We start from the raw sequence: 18,189 nt of genomic DNA, 5'->3' as shown, positions 1-18,189 counted from the left end.
ACTCAGCCCAGACCACACGGCCCAACCGCGAGGTGTGCATGTTCGAGAAGATCCTGGTCGCCAATCGCGGTGAGATCGCGATCCGCGCCTTCCGCGCCGCGTACGAGCTGGGAGCCCGCACCGTCGCGGTCTTCCCCTTCGAGGACCGCGGATCCCTGCACCGGCAGAAGGCCGACGAATCGTACGTGATCGGCGAGCCGGGTCACCCGGTGCGCGCCTACCTCGACGTCGACGAGATCATCCGGGTCGCGCTGGAATCCGGCGCGGACGCCATCTACCCGGGCTACGGGTTCCTGTCGGAGAATCCCGAGCTCGCCTCCCGGGCTGCCGAGAACGGCATCACCTTCATCGGACCCCCTGCTCGCGCGCTCGCGATGGCGGGGAACAAGGTAACGGCCAAGGAGCACGCCATCGCGGCCGGTGTTCCGGTGCTGCGCTCCACCGACGCGTCCGACGACGTCGACGCGCTCGTCGCAGCCGCCCCCGAAATCGGCTTCCCCCTCTTCGTCAAGGCCGTCGCCGGCGGCGGGGGTCGCGGCATGCGCCGGGTGGAGACCCCGGGCGAGCTGCCGCCCGCGATCGCCGAGGCGATGCGCGAGGCCGGCGCGGCCTTCGGCGACCCGCGCGTCTTCCTCGAGCAGGCGGTCTTGCGGCCGCGGCACATCGAGGTTCAGATCCTGGCGGATGCCACGGGCCACACCGTGCACCTGTTCGAACGGGACTGCTCGGTGCAGCGCCGCCACCAGAAGGTCATCGAGATCGCGCCCGCACCGAACCTCGACGACGAGCTGCGTCAGCGCATCCACCGCGACGCGGTCGCTTTCGCCGAGTCGATCGGGTACGTCAACGCCGGCACCGTAGAATTCCTCGTCGACACGGCGGGGGAGCGGGCGGGTCAGCACGTCTTCATCGAGATGAACCCCCGCATCCAGGTCGAGCACACCGTCACCGAAGAAGTCACCGACATCGACCTCGTCCAGTCGCAGATGCGCATCGCCGCGGGCGAGACCCTCGCCGACCTCGGCCTGTCGCAGGACCGGATCGTGCTCCGCGGCGCCGCACTGCAGTGCCGCATCACCACGGAGGACCCCGCCCTGGGTTTCCGTCCCGATACCGGCCGGATCACGACCTACCGCTCGCCCGGCGGAGCCGGCATCCGCCTCGACGGCGGGACGACGGCCGCGGGCTCGCAGATCAGCCCTCATTTCGACTCGATGCTCGCCAAGCTCACCTGCCGCGGGCGCGACTACCCGGCCGCCGTCGCCCGCGCCAAGCGCGCGCTGGCCGAGTTCCGCATCCGCGGCGTCGCCACCAACATCCCGTTCCTTCGGGCCGTCCTCGACGACCCGGCGTTCGTCGAGGGTGACCTCTCCACGGCGTTCATCGAGGAGCGTCCGCGCCTGCTCACCAGCCATCCGTCGCGAGACCGGGCGACGAAGCTGCTGAACTGGCTGGCCGATGTCACCGTCAACCGGCCCTACGGCGAGAAGCCGGTCTCGGTGTCACCGGGCAGCAAGCTTCCGGACATCGATCTGCTCGCCCCCGCACCATCGGGCAACCTGCAGCGCCTACGGGAGCTGGGCCCGGCGGGTTTCGCCCGAGCTCTGCGGGAGCAGACGCCGCTGGCGGTGACCGAGACCACCTACCGCGACGCCCACCAGTCGCTCCTGGCCACCCGCGTGCGCACGCGCGACCTGGTCCGCTGCGCGCCGCACGTGGCGCGGATGACGCCAGAGCTGCTGTCGATCGAGGCGTGGGGCGGTGCGACCTACGACGTGGCGCTGAGGTTCCTCGCCGAAGATCCCTGGGAGCGTCTCGCGGCGATCCGCGACGCTGTTCCCAACATCCCCATCCAGATGCTGCTGCGCGGACGCAACACCGTCGGCTACACGCCCAGGCCGGTCGAGGTCACCGACGCCTTCGTCCGCGAGGCGGCCTCGACGGGTGTGGACATCTTCCGCATCTTCGACGCCCTCAACGACGTCGACCAGATGGTGCCCGCCATCCGCTCGGTCCTGGACACCGGCACCGCCGTGGCCGAGGTCGCCGTCTGCTACACCGGCGACCTGCTCGACCCCGCCGAGCAGCTGTACACGCTGGACTACTACCTGCGCCTCGCCGAGCAGATCGTCGCGTCGGGGGCTCACATCCTCGCGATCAAGGACATGGCAGGACTCCTGCGTCCCGCCGCGGCCGCACGCCTGGTCGCGGCTCTGCGTGAACGCTTCGACCTCCCGGTCCACCTGCACACGCACGACACTGCAGGGGGTCAGCTGGCCACCCTCCTGGCTGCGAGCGCGGCCGGCGTCGACGCCGTCGACGCCGCGGCGGCACCCCTGGCGGGCACGACCAGTCAGCCGTCACTCTCGGCGCTGGTCGCAGCCCTCGCCCACACCGACCGCGACACCGGGATCGACCTCCAGGCGGTGAGCGACCTGGAACCCTACTGGGAGGGCGTGCGGCACCTCTACCGCCCCTTCGAGTCGGGGCTCGACGGTCCCACCGGCCGGGTCTACCACCACGAGATCCCCGGCGGCCAGCTCTCGAACCTGCGCCAGCAGGCGATCGCGCTGGGCCTGGCCGATGACTTCGAGCTCATCGAGGACATGTACGCCGCCGCCGACCGCATCCTCGGACGCATCCCGAAGGTGACGCCATCGTCGAAGGTGGTGGGCGATCTCGCCCTCGCGCTGGTCGCCGCCAAGGCCGACCCGGCCGACTTCGCCGAGAACCCTCAGAACTACGACATCCCCGACTCCGTCGTCGGGTTCATGGCCGGCGAGCTCGGTGATCTTCCCGGTGGGTGGCCCGAGCCCTTCCGCACGAAGGTGCTGGCCGGCCGCACCGTCTCCATCGAGATCCCGCCGCTCACGTCGGAGGAGAGGGAAGGGCTCGACGGCGACGCGGCATCGCGGCGCCGCACCCTCAACCGCCTGCTCTTTCCCGGTCCGGCACGCGAGTTCGAGAAGGCGCGGGAGGCGTACGGCGACCTCTCGAGCCTCGGCACCCCCGACTACCTGTACGGACTCAAGCCCGGCGAGGAGCACGTCGCCGAGATCGATCCCGGCGTGCAGCTCTACGTCGGCCTCGAAGCCATCGGCGAAGCGGATGCCAAGGGCATGCGCACGGTCATGACCACGCTGAACGGGCAGCTCCGCCCCGTCTATGTGCGAGACCGCAGCATCAGTGTCGAGACCCGTCCGGCCGAGCGGGCCGACACGTCGCGCCCCGGCCAGGTCGCGGCACCGTTCGCCGGCGTCGTCACCGTCAAGATCGAGGTCGGCGCCACGGTCGCCGCGGGAGAGCCGATCGCCTCGATCGAGGCGATGAAGATGGAGGCGGCCATCACCGCGCCCGTCGACGGCGTCGTCGAGCGCATCGCGATCGCCGCGACCGCACAGGTCGAGGCGGGCGACCTTTTGGTCGTCATCCGCCCCGCGCACTAGCCTGGAACGGCGCCTCACCGTGAGTGCGCAGTGATGTGCCTGTTCCAGGAGACCTGCAGTGACGCCCGACGCCTTCGATGAAACGCCCGAGGACGACGATGAGAACGGCGTCCTCCCCGACACCGTGAGCATCGATTCGACTGCTCTCGGAGTACTGAGCGGCCAGACCGCCCAAGTCAGCGTCATCCTTCCTTCTCCGACCGATGACGACGCCCTCGACGACGAGGACGTCGTGGACGACGAGATGCCGCAGGCGATCGAGGCTTCGGATTCGCCCGAGGGCGGGGCAGTGGATGCCGCGGGCACGGCCTCGCCGGTGAGTGAGCCGGTCGCCATCGAGCCCCCGGCCGAGACCGCTGAGGCCGAGATCGTCGAGGACGACGCCCACCCCGCGCACATCGACGACGACGCTCACGCCGGCGACGCCGACCACGTCGACGCCGATATCGTCGAAGACATCCCTGAGCCCGCCGCGGCGCTCGTCGGTCCTGCCGAGGGCAGCACGCCGGCGACGCCGCCGGATCCGGCTCCCGCGACCGCCGCGCCGACCACCCGCACCGGCTCGGTCCCCGCGACACGGTGGGAGCTGCAGCACCCCGATCAGCCCCAACGCCCGCAGCGCGCCCGGTCAGCCGAGCGCGTGACGACGCGCAACGAGGTCGCCCTATCCTCTAAGCGCCTCGGCGAGTTCGAGGGAGGCCGGGAGACGCCCGATCTGCTCACTCCCGACCGGCTGCTCGATCAGCGCCACCTCGTACGCGCCGAGCCTGAGGGTGTGTGGCGTCACCTGGTCTACTCGCTCACCGGCCGACGGGTCAACCTCGGCGACAGCAGGCGCGCCCGCGCGCGCAAGGAGCTCGATCGTCGGATCGGCGCGCCCCTCACCGGCGGCGCGCGCTTCGTCCCCGTCCTCTCGCGCAAGGGCGGAGTCGGCAAGACGACCGTCACCACGCTCCTCGGAATGGCGCTGGCAGACGCCCGCGACGATCGTGTCATCGCGGTCGACGCCAACCCCGACCGGGGGACGCTCGCCGAGCGCATCGCCCGAGCCAACGGCAAGACGGTCCGCGACCTCGCGCGTGCCCGCGCGGAGGTGAACGGATACAACGACATCTCCCGTATCGTCGCGCGCGACGCGACCCGACTGGACGTTCTCGCGTCCGACGCCGACCCCCGGGTCTCCGAAGCGTTCAGCGACCGCGACTACCACGACGTGGCCACCCTCGCAGCGCACTACTACTCCATCGTGCTCACCGACACCGGCACCGGCATCGTCCACTCCGTCATGGGAGCCACGCTCGAGCTGGCCGACCAGCTCGTCGTCGTGGCGGGCCTCAGCGTCGACGAGGCGCGCCTTGCGTCGGAGACCTTGACGTGGCTGGAGACCAACGGGTACGCCGAGCACGTGAAGAACGCCGTGGTCGTGCTGAACAATTCCCGCCCCGGTCCGCCGGTCGTGCGCCCCGACGAGCTGGAGACCCACTTCCGGAGCCGCGTGCGCGCCGTGATCAGGTTGCCCTTCGACCCGCAGATCGCGGCGGGGAGCGCCATCACGTTCCGCGACCTGCAGCCGGCCACGCGTCTCGCGGCGCGCGAGCTGGCGGCGACCGTCGTCGAGGGCCTGCGGGACCTCGCCCCGGCCGCGTGAGCGCGATCCGATGACGGTTCGCCCCATCCGCCTCTTCGGCGACCCGGTGCTGCGCGCCCCGAGTGCGCCGGTCACCACGATCGACGACGGCGTCCGCGCCCTCGTGCAGGACCTGCTCGACACCGTCGAGCTCCCTGGTCGCGCGGGCGTCGCCGCCCCGCAGATCGGGGTGCCGCTGCGCGCGTTCAGCTACAACATCGACGGTGACATCGGGTACATCCTCAACCCCGTCCTCGAGGAGGTGTCGGGCGAGCCCGTCCCCACGGGGGAGGGATGCCTGTCGGTTCCCGGTCTGTGGCACGACGCGCTGCGTCACCCCTACGCCCGGGTGCGCGGCATCGACCTCGACGGAGCGGAGCGCATCATCGAGGGCGAGGGCCTTCTCGCCCAGGCGCTCCAGCACGAGACCGACCATCTCGACGGACTGCTCTACCTCTCGCGGCTGCGCCCCGAGGACCGCAAGATCGCGATGCGCGAGGTGCGCGAGTCCGACTGGTTCTGACGCGAGCCGGATCACTGCCCTGAAGCGGCCGTGATCCGGCTCACGCCGATCATCCGGTCAGGGAATCGAGACGTTCGTGGTGTTGACCGGCGCGGAGTAGATCTCGTCGATCTCCGCGGCGAAGTCGTTCACGATCGTATGCCGCTTGATGCTCATCTTGGGGGTGAGGTGGCCGCTGGCTTCGGTCCACTCCGAGGGCAGAATCGTGAACTTGCGGATGGACTCCGCCCGGGAGACGGTCGTGTTGGCGTTGTCGACGGCGCGCTGGACCTCAGCACGGACCTTCTCGTTCTTCGCCGCGTCGGCCAGCGACATGTCGCCGGGCAGCCCGTTGTTCGCAAGCCACGTCGGCAGCATCTCGGGGTCCAGGGTGATCAGCGCCGAGATGAAGGGCTTCTGATCACCCACGACGACGACCTGGCCGACGATCGGGTTGGCGCGGATCGGATCCTCCAGCGCCGCGGGGGCGACGTTCTTGCCGCCCGCGGTGACGATGATCTCTTTCTTCCGCCCGGTGATCTTGAGGAACCCCTCGGCGTCGAACGAGCCGATGTCGCCGGTCTTGAACCAGTCGCCGTCGAACGCGGCGGCCGTGGCCTCGGGGTTGCGCCAGTACTCCTTGAAGACGTTGATGCCGCGAACTTCGATCTCGCCGTCGTCGGCGAGTCGGACGCTCACTCCCGGCAGGGCGGGACCGACGGTGCCGATCTTCGACTTGGTGGCGAGGTTCACCGTGGCCGGAGCCGTGGTCTCGGTGAGGCCGTAGCCCTCGAGGATGACGACGCCCAGGCTGTGGAAGAAGTGCCCCAGTCGCTCGCCGAGCGGCGCGGAGCCGGACACCGCGTAGGTGACCCGTCCGCCCATCGCCGCGCGGAGCTTGCTGTAGACCAGACGGTCGAACAGGCGGAACTTCAGCCGCAGGCCGAGGGGGATCTTCTTGCCGTCCTGCAGCAGGGCGGAGTGCTCGATCGCCGCATGGGCGGCGGCGCGGAAGATCTTGCCCTTGCCGCCGGCCTCGGCCTTCTGCTCGGCGGAGTTGTACACCTTCTCGAACACCCGCGGCACCGCCAGCAGGAAGGTCGGCTGGAACGATCCGAGCGCGGGCAGCAGCTGCTTGGTGTCGGGCTGGTGCCCGGTCTTCACGCCCGCGTGGACGTTGAGGATCGAGATGAAGCGGGCGAAGACGTGCGCCGTGGTGATGAACAGCAGCGTGGATGCCCCGGGGGTCTGCACCACTTCGCTCAGCGCGACCGCGGAGTTGCGTGCCAGCTCGACGAAGTTGCTGTGGGTGAGGACGCACCCCTTCGGGCGGCCCGTCGACCCCGAGGTGTAGATGAGGGTGGCGATGTCGGCGCCGACCGCGAGGTTGCGACGACGTTCGATCTCCTCGTCGGTGACGTCCTTGCCCTGGGCGACGAGGGCGTCGAGATCGCCGGAGTGCATCTGCCAGACCGAGCGCACGAGCGGCAGCTCGGCCCGCACCTCGGCGACGCGGCCCGCGTGCTCGGCGGATTCGGCGATCACGGCCACGGCGCCCGAGTCGGCGAGGATCCAAGAGATCTGCGCGGCGGAGCTCGTCTCGTAGATCGGCACCATGACGGCGCCGGCGAAGAAGATCGCGAAGTCGACCAGGGTCCAGTCGTAGGTCGTGCGGGCGATGAAGGCGACCTTGTCTCCCGGTTCCACGCCGGCGGCGACGAGGCCCTTGGCCAGGGCGACGACCTGGGACTGGAACTGGGCGCCCGTGATGTCCCGCCACCCGTCTCCTTCGGGGACGGCGAACAGCGGGCGCTCGGGGGTCGCCTTCACGCGCTCCGCCAGGAGGTCGCTGATGTTGGCTTGGGGGTCGGCGGGGACCACGGCCGGAACATCGAATTGGATCACGGCAACTCCTTCGGTACCGATTCGGTCGGATGTCCTCAGATTCTAGTCGAGGCATATCCGGCCACGCAGTGCGCGAGCCCGCGACTAGACTCGATCCGCCTCCTCGGGCGGGGCCCAGGACGGAAGGGATGCGCGTGCTCACAGTCGGGATCGACATCGGTGGGACGAAGATCGCCGGCGGTGTCGTCGATCAGGAGGGTCGCATCCTCGACAAAGGACGCGTGGACACGCCCACCGACACCGCCGAGCTCGCGGCCGCCGTCGTCGAGATGGCCCGGTCGTACATCGATCGTCACGACGCGGTCGCCGTGGGCGTCGCCGCGGCCGGTTTCATCGACAAGGCGCAGGCCACCGTCATCCATGCTCCCAACATCGCGTGGCGCAACGAGCCCTTGAAAGCCGTTCTCGAGGCCGGGATCGGACGCCCCGTCACCATCGAGAACGACGCCAACGCCGCCGGGTGGGCCGAGTTCCGGTTCGGTGCGGGCGCCGCGGTCGACGACATGGTGATGCTCACCATGGGGACGGGCGTCGGGGGAGCGGTCATCATCGGCGGCCGGATGTTCCACGGGGGTCACGGGATCGCCGGGGAGCTCGGCCATATGCGCTTCACGCGCAACGGCCTGCCGTGCGGGTGCGGCCAGAACGGTTGTCTCGAGCAGTACGCCTCGGGGCGTGCGCTGCAGCGGGAGGCGGGCGCCATCGCCGATTCCGGCGGCATCGGGGAGGCTCTCGCTGCGGCGCGCGCCACGCACGGCACGCTCACCGGCCACGTCATCTCCGACCTGATCCTGTCCGGCGACCCCGGCGCGCTCGAGGCGCTGCGACGTGTCGCGACGGCACTCGGCGAGGCCTGCGGCGGGTTCCAGGCCGTGCTTGATCCCGAGCTCTTCGTCATCGGCGGGGGAGTGGCCCAGCTCGGCGACATCCTGCTCGAACCGGTGCGTCTGGCCTACGAGACGTCCCTCCCGGGGTACGGCGAACGCCCGGTGGCGGATTTCGCCATCGCCCGGCTCGGCAACGACGCCGGCCTCATCGGTGTCGCCGACCTCGCCGGCCAGGAGGCGTGAGCGTCGATGTTCTACTGGCTGATGAAGTACGTGGTCATCGGACCCATCCTCAAGGCCATCTTCCGACCGTGGGTCGTCGGTCGGCGGAACGTCCCCGCGGAGGGCGCGGCGATCCTCGCCAGCAACCACCTGTCGTTCGCGGACTCGATCTTCCTCCCCCTCATGATCGACCGGCCGGTGTCGTTCCTGGCCAAGAGCGACTACTTCACCGGCAGGGGCCTGAAGGGCTGGGCGACCCGGGTCTTCTTCAAGGCCACCGGACAGCTCCCGATCGACAGATCCGGCGGCAAGGCCTCGGAGGCGTCACTGAACACGGGCCTGCAGGTCCTCGGCCGCGGTGACCTGCTCGGCATCTATCCGGAGGGTACGCGCAGCCCGGACGGCAAGCTCTACCGCGGCCGCACGGGTATTGCGCGGATGGCGCTGGAGGCGCGCGTCCCCGTCGTCCCCGTGGTGATGGTCGACACCGACACGATGATGCCGATCGGCACGCGCGTCCCCCGCGTGGCGCGAGTGGGCGTCGTGATCGGCGAGCCGCTGGACTTCTCGCGCTTCGCGGGGATGGAGGGCGACCGGTACATCCTTCGTTCGATCACCGACGAGATCATGGTGGCCCTCCAGCGTCTGGGAGAGCAGGAGTACGAGGACGTCTACGCCTCGACCGTCAAAGACCGTCTCAGACCCCGCGGGAAGGCGGCGTAACACCGCTCGCGAGCGGCATCTGGTGAGTATCCGGCGTCGCTAGACTGAGCGGATGCTCGCTCCCCTCGACGGTCTCGACCACTGGCGTTCCCTGCCCATCAAACAGCAGCCGCAGTGGTATGACCTCGACGCCGCCGCGGCGGCCTCCGCCGAGCTCGCGACCCTCCCGCCGCTGGTCTTCGCCGGAGAGGTCGACATGCTGCGCGAGCGTCTCGGGCGCGCAGCGGCGGGGCAGGCCTTCCTCCTCCAGGGAGGAGACTGCGCCGAGACCTTCGCAGGGGCGACCGCGGAGCAGATCCGCAACCGCATCAAGACGGTGCTGCAGATGGCCGTCGTGCTCACCTACGGCGCATCCATGCCGGTCGTGAAGATGGGGCGCATGGCCGGGCAGTTCGCCAAGCCCCGCTCGAGCAACACCGAGACCCGCGGCGAGGTGACGCTTCCCGCCTACCGCGGCGACATCGTCAACGGGTACGACTTCACCGAGGAGTCGCGCAAAGCCGACCCGTCACGGCTGCTGAAGGGGTACCACACCGCCGCGTCGACGATCAACCTCATCCGCGCCTTCACCCAGGGCGGTTTCGCCGATCTCCGCGAGGTGCACAGCTGGAACCAGGGATTCGCCAAGAACCCCGCCAACCAGCAGTACGAGAGGCTCGCGACCGAGATCGACCGCGCCATCAAGTTCATGGAGGCGGCGGGCGCCGACTTCGACGAACTCAAGCGCGTGGAGTTCTACACCGGGCACGAGGGCCTGCTCATGGACTACGAGCGTCCGATGACCCGCATCGATTCGCGCACCGGCACCCCGTACAACACCTCGGCCCACTTCGTCTGGATCGGGGAGCGCACGCGTGACCTCGACGGGGCGCACATCGACTACTTCTCGCGGATCCGCAATCCCATCGGCGTGAAGCTCGGCCCCACCACGACGCCCGAGACGGCGCTCGCCCTCATCGACAAGCTCGATCCGGAGCGCGAGCCCGGCCGGCTGACCTTCATCACCCGCATGGGGGCCGGCAAGATCCGTGACGCTCTGCCGCCCCTTCTGGAAGCCGTGCGGGACTCCGGGGCGATGCCGCTGTGGGTCACCGATCCGATGCACGGCAACGGCATCACGACCCCCACGGGCTACAAGACGCGTCGGTTCGACGACGTCGTGGACGAGGTGCGCGGGTTCTTCGAGGCCCACCGCGCGGTCGGCACCTTCCCCGGCGGCATCCACGTGGAACTCACCGGCGACGACGTGACCGAATGTCTCGGCGGGTCGGAGATGATCGACGAGGCCACCCTCGCGACGCGCTACGAGTCGCTGTGCGACCCGCGCCTGAACCACATGCAGAGCCTGGAACTTGCGTTCCTGGTGGCCGAGGAGCTAGAGAAGCGCTGACCCCAGCCCCGTCAGCCGGTGACGGAAACAGCCGGTGACGGTGTCAACCGGTGACGGTGAGCTGGATGTAGATGCGCGTGCCGCGGACGACGAACTCCCCGGCGCCGGGGTCGATGCTGACCACCTCGGTCAGGGAGTCGGGGATGGCGGCGAAGAAGACCGCGTAGTCCACCTGGAATCCCGCGTCCTCGAGGGCGGCGATCGCCCCGTCGCGGGTCTGCCCGACCACGTTCGGGATCTCGAACAGGGGCGGCCCTGTGGAGACGATGAGGGTCACCGTGTCGCCGGGCTGCCACCAGCCGCCGCCGTCGCGGTCGGCGATGCCGATGACCTCCCCTGCGGCGTAGGTGTCACTGCTCTGCTCGATGACCTGATCGGCGACGGCGAGCTGCGCGCCGCCGAGTTCCGACCGCGCGGCGTCGACGGAGTCGCCCGCCACATCCGGCACCGGGCCGCGCGAGATCAGCAGCGTCGCCTCGTCGGCCTGACGTGCGGTGCAGCCCTCCCCGCAGTCGATGTCGTCGCCGCCGGCGCGAGGGTGGATCCGCATGCCGACCACCGTGCCGGCCGGCGCCTCGGTGAAGAACTCCGCGTCCTCGCGCGTGGCAATGACGTTCTGCGCCAGGAGATCGCGCACCTGATCGGCGGGGAGGTCGATCACGCGCCCGAGGGCGACTTCGGCAGGCCCGAGCGAGACGATGACGGTGACGAGCGCGTCCTTATCCAGCCGGGCCCCCGGTGGGGGGTCGGTCTCGATGACCAGACCCGTCTCGACTTCGACGCTGTACTCGCCGCGCTCCTCCGCGCGAAGCGACTGCTCTGCCAGCACGGTCTGCGCTTCGGCGAACGTCGCGCCGCGGACATCCGGTACGGCGACGAGCGACCCGGGACCGGACCCGAACCACCAGCCCGTCCCGGCGGCGAGGGCCGCGAGGATCACCACGATCACGATCAGCCATCCGCCCCTGACGGCGCGGCGACGGGTCACCTGGCGCAGCCGCGCGGCGTTGTCGGTGTCGCTGACGACGGCAGCGGGCCCGGTCACCGAGGCGGGCAGCACCTGGGTGAGCTCGCCCGAGGGAATGCCGTCGTCATCGGGGATGCCGCGCCCAGCGGTCCTCGTAACCTGGGGCGCGACGCCGAGCTGGCGTTCGATCTCGCGCAGCCGGTCGAGCATCTCGCGGGCATCGACCGGACGCTCATCGGGGTTCTTCTCGGTCGACCACAGCACGAGCTCATCCAGCTGTTCCGGGACGCCGGGGTTCTTCGCGCTCGGGCGCGGCACCGAGTCGGTGGCGTGCTGGAACGCGATCTGCATCGGCTGCTCGCCCTTGTAGGGCTGCTCTCCCACGAGCATCTCGTAGAGCATGATGCCGAGGGCGTAGATGTCGGAGCGCGCGTCGGCGACCCCCCGCGTGACGAGCTCGGGGGCGAGGTAGGCGATCGTGCCGAGGAGCTGAGCGCCGCTGGCGGTGTTCGCCGTCGCCGCACGGGCGAGCCCGAAATCGCCGATCTTGATGCGGCCGTCCTCGGCGAGGAGCACGTTCTCGGGCTTGACGTCGCGGTGGATGATGCCGGCGCGGTGCGCTGCGGCCAGGCCCGAGAGCACGGCGTCCATGATCGTGATCGTCTGCGGGATCGTGAGGCGGCGCTGCTCGCGCATCAGCTCGCGGAGAGTGATCCCCGGCAGGTACTCCATGACGAGATAGGCCATGTCGCCGTCCTGGCCCTGGTCGAAGACGTTGACCACGTGCGGATCGGCGAGCCGCGCGGCGGCGCGGGCCTCCTGGATGAAGCGGCTCTGGAAGACGGAGTCGTCGCTGAGATGACCGTGCATCACCTTCAGGGCGATGCGGCGTTCCAGCCGCAGGTCGGTGGCCACGTACACGGTCGCCATGCCACCGCGCGCGATGCGCGCACGGACCCGGTATCGGCCGTCGACGAGACGTCCGATCAGCGGGTCGGCCTGCTGACTCGTGCTCACGGTCAGAGTCTACGGACGGCGGGGTGAGAGCCCGGGCAACGGCTCACCCCGGCGTCCATGCGGATCACCCGTAGGTCGCGAGCCACGCGTAGGCGGGCGCCTCCCACTTCGCATAACGATCCGGGAACGCTGAGATCTGCACGGCCTGTGCGGCGCCGGCGAAGGACATCGACTCCCAGCCGGGGATGTCGAGGAGGCCCCGGGTGCGTGTTCCGTTGGGATCCGCCGGGCCTCCGAAGAATGCCGCGGTCGCCCGGACCGGGTCGCGGACCTCGTCGGCGCTTCCCCACCCGGTGCTGGGGCGCTGCTGGAACAGGCCGAGGGAGTCACGGTCGCCCCAGTCGAGGTTGCGCAGCCACGACTCGACCATGGCGGTTCCGAGCGCGATCGCGATGCCCCGGTCGGAGACACCCCGTTCACGACCCACCGCGATGATGGTCCGCACATTGCCGATCTGCTCGTCGTCCAGTGCCACCGTCTCGGCTGCCAGGACGGGTGCGGGAGCGGGCGCGGCGGCGGGCGCCGGCGCCGCCGACGGGATCGCGATCGCCTGGCCGGGGTAGATGATCGACGATGACTGCAGGCCGTTCGCGTCGAGCACTGCCTGTGTCGACGTTCCGTGACGGCGCGCGATCGCGCTGATCGTGTCACCGGCCACGACGGTGTGCGTCGTGGCTGCAGGTGCCGCCGGAGCCGGGGGTGCGGCCGGAGCCGCAGGTGCGGCGGACCCGCCGCTCAGCCGGATCACCTGGCCGGGGTGGATGACGCTGCTCCAGCCCAGTCCGTTCAGGGCCAGCACGTCGGTGGTCCGCAGGCCATGACGGGCGGCGATCGCGCTGATGGTGTCTCCGGGCTGGACGACGACGCTCTCGGGACCGGCGCTGTGAGCGGGGACCGTCACAGGTGCGCGGCTCGTGGATGCGGCGTCGCCGAGCCAGAGCTGCCTTCCGACGTCTTCCCGCGCCAGGGGAGCTGTCTCGTTCGCGGCGGCGGACGGCGCCGGCAGCATCGCGACCGCAAGGGCACCCAGGGCGGTTGCGGGAAGGCCGAGGCGGGCAGTCGTGAGCCGGACGGTTCGTGAGCGAGACATGGCGGTCCTCCCTGCGGGGATTCTCCCCGCACGCAACGCTGTCACGCGTGTAAACCACTGTCAACGGAAGTGACGGATGTGAAACATGAGGATGTCTTCATCTAGACGAGGTGAGATAGTTGCTCCGTGGCGGAGAAAGACGCACCTGTACCCACCGAGTGGCTGACCCTTCCCGAACTGGTCGTTGCCCTCGACCTTCCCCTCGGGAGGGTTCGACGACTGCTCGACGACCGCGCCCTCATCGGGTCGCGCCGGCACGGCGCCCTCACGGTGCCGTCCGTGTTCCTCGTCGACGGCAAGCCGTTGGGCTCGCTGCGGGGGACGGTGATCGTGCTCGGCGATGCCGGCTTCAGCGATGATGAGGCCATCGACTGGCTGCTGAGCCCGGAGGAGTCGATCGGCGTCGCGCCGATCGAGGCGCTGCGCGCCGGCCGCAAGAGCGAGGTGCGGCGGGTCGCTCAGACCCTCGCCTGAACCGTCGGGCGATCAGGCGACGCGGACGGTCGCCGCGCGGGCGAGTTCTCGCAGGTCGTTCACGGCCGCGTGACCGAGCTCCGCCCCCGACAGCGCGCGGGCGGCTTCCGACGAGTACTCCTCGATGAGGGTCTCCACGCGCCCCAGCGCCCCGCTGTCGATGATGGTCCGCTGGAGCGAGCCGATCTGCTCGTCGTCCAGCTCGGGGTCGCCGATGAGTTCGTCGACGATCTGGCGTGCCGAGGCTCCGATGCCCTCGCGGGTATAGGCGATGAGCACCGTGCGCTTGCCCTCGCGCAGGTCGTCGCCTGCGGGCTTGCCGGTCTCGGCCGAGTCGCCGAAGACGCCGAGCACATCGTCGCGCAGCTGGAATGCCATGCCGAGCGGGTGGCCGAACGCGGCGAGGGCCGCGCGCTGATCGGCCGAGCCTCCCGCGAGCGCGGCGCCGATGACGAGCGGCTGCTGGATGCTGTAGCGCGCCGACTTGAACGACGCCACGCGCAGGGCGCGCTCGGCATGCTCCTCGTCCGGTGCGACACGGAAGGCGGACTCCTCGGCGATGTCGAGGAACTGTCCGACCGTCACCTCACGACGCATGCGGGCGTATTCCTCCCGGGCGGTTGAGGCCGCGGCATCCTGCGAGCGATCCATCTCCGCGAGGGATTCCTCGAACAGGTCGTCGCTCCACGCGACCAGGAGGTCGCCGAGCAGGATGGCGCCGGAACGGCCGAACGCGGCGGCGTCGCCACGCCAGCCCGCGGCGCGATGCCTCGCCTCCAGCGCGCGGTGCGCGGAGGGGCGGCCCCGGCGGGTGTCGGAGTTGTCGATGACGTCATCGTGCACGAGGGCCGCGGCATGGAAGACCTCCAGCGCCGCCGCGGCGCCGATCACGGGCGAGGGCGGGTCGCCGGCCCGCGCCTGGGCCTCGTGGACCGCCCGCCAGCCGGCGATGAGGAAGCGTCCCCGCAAGCGCTTGCCGCCGGTCAGGGCGTCCGCGGCGGCGTCGATGATCATCGCCGCCTCGTCGCCGAGCTCCTCCGCCTGGGCACGCTGACGTGCGAGGAAGTTGTTCAGTCGCTGAGAAACAGCCTCTACGGCGCCCGCGGAAGATGACACGGCCCTAGCCTAGTTATCAGCGGGACACGTAGAATCGTCCAACCGGATCCAGAGGGGGACCCATGCCACTCTCCGAACAGGAGCAGCGTCTGCTCGATGAGATGGAACGTCATCTCATGCGCAACGACGCCGACGTGGTCAGCGCGCGTGAAGGGCGCGCCCTCAGCTATCGCAACATCGTGTACGGCACGATCCTCGTACTGCTGGGCCTGGGTGGCCTGGTCGCCGGTGTGGCGCTGAAGCTCATCGTCGTCGGAGTGATCGCATTCGTCGTGATGCTCGGCGGTGTCATCCTCGCCGTCACGCCCGCTCGGGGCGCGCCGAAGACCGCACCCCGCCCGGTGAAGACGAATCCGGGGCGCGCCGCCGCCGGGGGTTCCTTCATGGACCGCATGAACGACCGCTGGGACCGCCGGCAGGGTGATCGATGATCCTCGGCTGACCCCCCCGCATCCACTTCAGAGCACCGACCTTCGGGTCGGTGCTCTTTTTCGTGCCCGCGCCCGGTGCTCTCCTCCCCATCTCCACTTCTCTCCCCGGTCGGCCGCACACGGGAGGAGATCCCGCCGCGGGAGGACGGGATGCCGCGTTTCCACCGCCCTGGGCCGGATCTCCTCCCGTGTGCGGCGCACCGCGGGCGCATCGGCTGCGGGTGTGGCGCATCCGCCACGGGGCCGTCTGCCCCGAGAAATCGCGGGTGACCACGGCTGCGGGGTATCAAAGTGGAGGGAAGTGGAGTAAAGTGGCGAACGTCTTCGAAGGCCGGACGAAGAAGGGGGTGGTGTGCCGATGCTGCTGGGTACGCACACTCCCAAGCTCGACGACAAAGGCCGCGTCATCCTGCCGGCGAAATTCCGCGACGACCTCGGCGGCGGCATCGTCATCACCCGCGGTCAGGAGCGCTGCCTCTACGTCTTCAGCGAGAGCGAGTTCGAGCGCGTCCACGACCGCATCCGTGAGGCGCCGCTGAGCAACAAGCAGGCGCGTGACTTCCTCCGCATGTTCCTGTCGGGAGCCAGCGCCGAGAAGCCGGACGGGCAGAACCGCATCACCATCCCGCCGCCCCTGCGCTCCTACGCGGGGCTCGAGAAAGACCTCGTCGTCACCGGTGTCGGCGCGCACGCCGAGATCTGGGACGCCGAGGCGTGGAACGCCTACGCCCTCGCCAATGAGGACAGCTACTCCGAGATGGAGCAGGAGGTGATCCCCGGCCTCTTCTGACGCCCCCGGCTGTGACTCCCAGCCGCTGCCGCCCTGTCGCACTTCCCCGGCGCCAGGTCGAAGCGGATGGGGATCAGAGCCGGGGGACCGGCCCCACGATCATGAATCCTCGCGACATCCACACCCCGGTCCTGCTCGAGCGCTGTCTCGAGCTGCTCGGCCCCGCCCTCGACGCGCCGGGAGCGATCTTCGTCGATGCCACGCTCGGCATGGGGGGACACAGCGAGGCGTTCCTCGAACGGTTCCCCGCCCTCCATCTGATCGGACTGGACCGCGACCGCGACGCCCTGCGGATCGCGGGCGAGCGCCTGGCGCCCTTCGGCGATCGGGTCGACCTCGTCCACACCGTGTACGACGGCATCGACGCCGCTCTCGACAGCGTCGGCGTCGGAGCCGTCCACGGCATCCTGTTCGACCTCGGCGTCTCGTCGCTGCAACTGGACGAGGTCGATCGCGGTTTCGCGTACTCGCGCGACGCCCCGCTCGACATGCGGATGGACCAGTCGACCGGGGTCACCGCCGCCGACGTGGTCGCCACTTTCAGCGAAGGTCAGCTGCGGCGGATCTTCGAGCGCTACGGGGAGGAGAAGCTCGCCGGTCGCTACGCTCGGGCCATCGTGGCCGCCCGGGCCGACGCGCCCATCGAGCGCTCGGGTCAGCTCGTCGACATCCTCACGCGCGCGACCCCGTATGCCGCGCAGCGGACCGGGCACCCGGCCAAGCGGGTGTTCCAGGCGCTGCGGATCGAGGTCAACGCCGAACTGGCCGCCCTCGAGGCGGCGATCCCCGCCGCCCTTGAGCACCTTGTCTTGGGCGGGCGCATGGTGGTGCTGTCCTACCAGTCGCTGGAGGACCGGCTGGTCAAGCGCGTCTTCGCCGACGCCGTGGCGTCCACCTCGCCGCGCGGGCTCCCAGTCGAGCTTCCCGAGCACGCGCCCCGCTTCCGGCTGCTGGTCCGGGGAGCTGAACAGGCGGATGCCGACGAGAAGGCGCAGAACCCCCGCGCCACCCCCGTGCGGCTGCGTGCCGTCGAACGAGTGAGAGAGGCCGCGGCATGAGCGCACCCCTGATCGCCGCACCGCTGAGCTCTCCCACGGGGCCGCGCGCCATACGCCCGGGCGCCCCCGACCGGGCCGGCGAGCGCCGGCTGCGGCCGGTCGAGCAGGCTGCTCCCCGCGCCCGGCGGCGACCACGGCTCGCTTACGGGATCGTCGCCGTCGTCGCCGCCCTCACCATCGCCGGGGTTCAGATGATGCTGTCGATCCTCACCACCCAGAGTTCCTACGAGATCTCCTCGCTGACCCAGCAGCAGAGCGAGCTGCAGTGGCAGCGGCAGATGCTCGCCGACGACGTCGCGGGGCTCAGTTCTCCCCAGTACCTCGCGGCCAACGCGGCGGCGCTCGGCATGGTCATCGAGGAGTCGCCGAACTACCTGCGCCTGAGCGACGGCGCCGTTCTCGGCGCGGGAATCGCCGCGGAGGGCGGCGCCTCGATCGACGCCCTCGGACGCGGGTCGGTTGCCAACGACCTCATCGCCGATCGGCCGCTCGTGACCGAACCGGACGCCACCATCCAGGGGGCCCCCGTCGCCACCACCGGGGCCGGGCTCACCGACACGCCGCCGGTAGCCGACACTCTGCCGACTCCCGCCACACACTGAGA

General features: G+C 70.2%; 15 protein-coding genes. 11 read left to right on the top strand and 4 right to left on the bottom strand.

Annotation, left to right across the window (positions count from 1 at the left end):
* Positions 1 to 38 precede the first annotated feature (38 nt).
* Genes HDC37_RS05745 through HDC37_RS05735 form a run of 3 tightly spaced genes read left to right on the top strand, consistent with a single transcriptional unit; the run spans position 39 to position 5,596 of the window.
* On the top strand, positions 39 to 3,446 hold the full coding sequence (locus tag HDC37_RS05745) for a pyruvate carboxylase (RefSeq protein WP_179559434.1): 3,408 nt from the start codon (positions 39 to 41) through the stop codon (positions 3,444 to 3,446).
* A gap of 58 nt (positions 3,447 to 3,504) precedes the next feature.
* Positions 3,505 to 5,094, top strand: coding sequence for a MinD/ParA family protein (locus tag HDC37_RS16910; protein WP_179559433.1), 1,590 nt, complete (start codon positions 3,505 to 3,507; stop codon positions 5,092 to 5,094).
* 10 nt (positions 5,095 to 5,104) lie between these two features.
* Positions 5,105 to 5,596: a peptide deformylase gene (locus HDC37_RS05735; protein WP_179559432.1), complete on the top strand. Its 492-nt coding sequence runs from the start codon at positions 5,105 to 5,107 to the stop codon at positions 5,594 to 5,596.
* A 57-nt stretch (positions 5,597 to 5,653) separates the two neighbouring features.
* On the opposite strand, the gene HDC37_RS05730 is transcribed toward HDC37_RS05735, so the two are convergent.
* Positions 5,654 to 7,480, bottom strand: coding sequence for a long-chain fatty acid--CoA ligase (locus tag HDC37_RS05730; protein WP_179559431.1), 1,827 nt, complete (start codon positions 7,478 to 7,480; stop codon positions 5,654 to 5,656).
* A gap of 134 nt (positions 7,481 to 7,614) precedes the next feature.
* On the opposite strand from HDC37_RS05730, the gene HDC37_RS05725 reads away from it, so the two are divergent.
* From HDC37_RS05725 to HDC37_RS05715, 3 genes are read left to right on the top strand one after another with little or no spacing between them, the layout of a single operon-like run.
* On the top strand, positions 7,615 to 8,550 hold the full coding sequence (locus HDC37_RS05725) for an ROK family glucokinase (protein ID WP_179559592.1): 936 nt from the start codon (positions 7,615 to 7,617) through the stop codon (positions 8,548 to 8,550).
* Positions 8,551 to 8,556: 6 nt separating this feature from the next.
* Positions 8,557 to 9,252: a 1-acyl-sn-glycerol-3-phosphate acyltransferase gene (locus HDC37_RS05720; RefSeq protein ID WP_179559430.1), complete on the top strand. Its 696-nt coding sequence runs from the start codon at positions 8,557 to 8,559 to the stop codon at positions 9,250 to 9,252.
* 52 nt (positions 9,253 to 9,304) lie between these two features.
* Entirely contained in the window at positions 9,305 to 10,642 is a 1,338-nt protein-coding gene (locus HDC37_RS05715) for a class II 3-deoxy-7-phosphoheptulonate synthase (protein WP_179559429.1), read from the top strand.
* Between the two features lie 43 nt (positions 10,643 to 10,685).
* Here HDC37_RS05715 and pknB read toward each other — a convergent pair whose 3' ends face one another.
* Entirely contained in the window at positions 10,686 to 12,626 is a 1,941-nt protein-coding gene (pknB, locus tag HDC37_RS05710) for a Stk1 family PASTA domain-containing Ser/Thr kinase (protein WP_179559428.1), read from the bottom strand.
* A gap of 64 nt (positions 12,627 to 12,690) precedes the next feature.
* Entirely contained in the window at positions 12,691 to 13,716 is a 1,026-nt protein-coding gene (locus tag HDC37_RS05705) for a LysM domain-containing protein (RefSeq protein ID WP_179559427.1), read from the bottom strand.
* A 126-nt stretch (positions 13,717 to 13,842) separates the two neighbouring features.
* On the opposite strand from HDC37_RS05705, the gene HDC37_RS05700 reads away from it, so the two are divergent.
* On the top strand, positions 13,843 to 14,190 hold the full coding sequence (locus HDC37_RS05700) for an Rv2175c family DNA-binding protein (protein ID WP_179559426.1): 348 nt from the start codon (positions 13,843 to 13,845) through the stop codon (positions 14,188 to 14,190).
* Between the two features lie 12 nt (positions 14,191 to 14,202).
* Here the strand turns inward: HDC37_RS05700 and HDC37_RS05695 are convergent, their stop codons facing one another.
* Complete coding sequence (locus HDC37_RS05695) at positions 14,203 to 15,306, bottom strand: polyprenyl synthetase family protein (RefSeq protein ID WP_179559425.1); 1,104 nt, start codon at positions 15,304 to 15,306, stop codon at positions 14,203 to 14,205.
* Positions 15,307 to 15,368: 62 nt separating this feature from the next.
* On the opposite strand from HDC37_RS05695, the gene HDC37_RS05690 reads away from it, so the two are divergent.
* The 4 genes from HDC37_RS05690 (at position 15,369) to HDC37_RS05675 (ending at position 18,187) form a co-directional block, all read left to right on the top strand.
* Entirely contained in the window at positions 15,369 to 15,737 is a 369-nt protein-coding gene (locus HDC37_RS05690) for a DUF3040 domain-containing protein (protein ID WP_179559424.1), read from the top strand.
* Between the two features lie 358 nt (positions 15,738 to 16,095).
* Entirely contained in the window at positions 16,096 to 16,527 is a 432-nt protein-coding gene (gene mraZ, locus HDC37_RS05685; RefSeq protein WP_179559591.1) for a division/cell wall cluster transcriptional repressor MraZ, read from the top strand.
* Between the two features lie 101 nt (positions 16,528 to 16,628).
* Positions 16,629 to 17,585 (top strand): 16S rRNA (cytosine(1402)-N(4))-methyltransferase RsmH, encoded by a 957-nt coding sequence (rsmH, locus tag HDC37_RS05680; RefSeq protein ID WP_179559423.1) that lies wholly within the window; start codon positions 16,629 to 16,631, stop codon positions 17,583 to 17,585.
* Complete coding sequence (locus HDC37_RS05675; RefSeq protein ID WP_179559422.1) at positions 17,582 to 18,187, top strand: hypothetical protein; 606 nt, start codon at positions 17,582 to 17,584, stop codon at positions 18,185 to 18,187. The genes rsmH and HDC37_RS05675 overlap by 4 nt, the downstream gene beginning before the upstream one ends.
* Positions 18,188 to 18,189 lie beyond the last annotated feature (2 nt).

The organism is Microbacterium sp. AK009 (assembly GCF_013410955.1).
In the GTDB taxonomy this organism is placed as follows: Bacteria; Actinomycetota; Actinomycetes; order Actinomycetales; family Microbacteriaceae; genus Microbacterium.
This window is presented reverse-complemented; position numbering and strand designations above follow the sequence as displayed.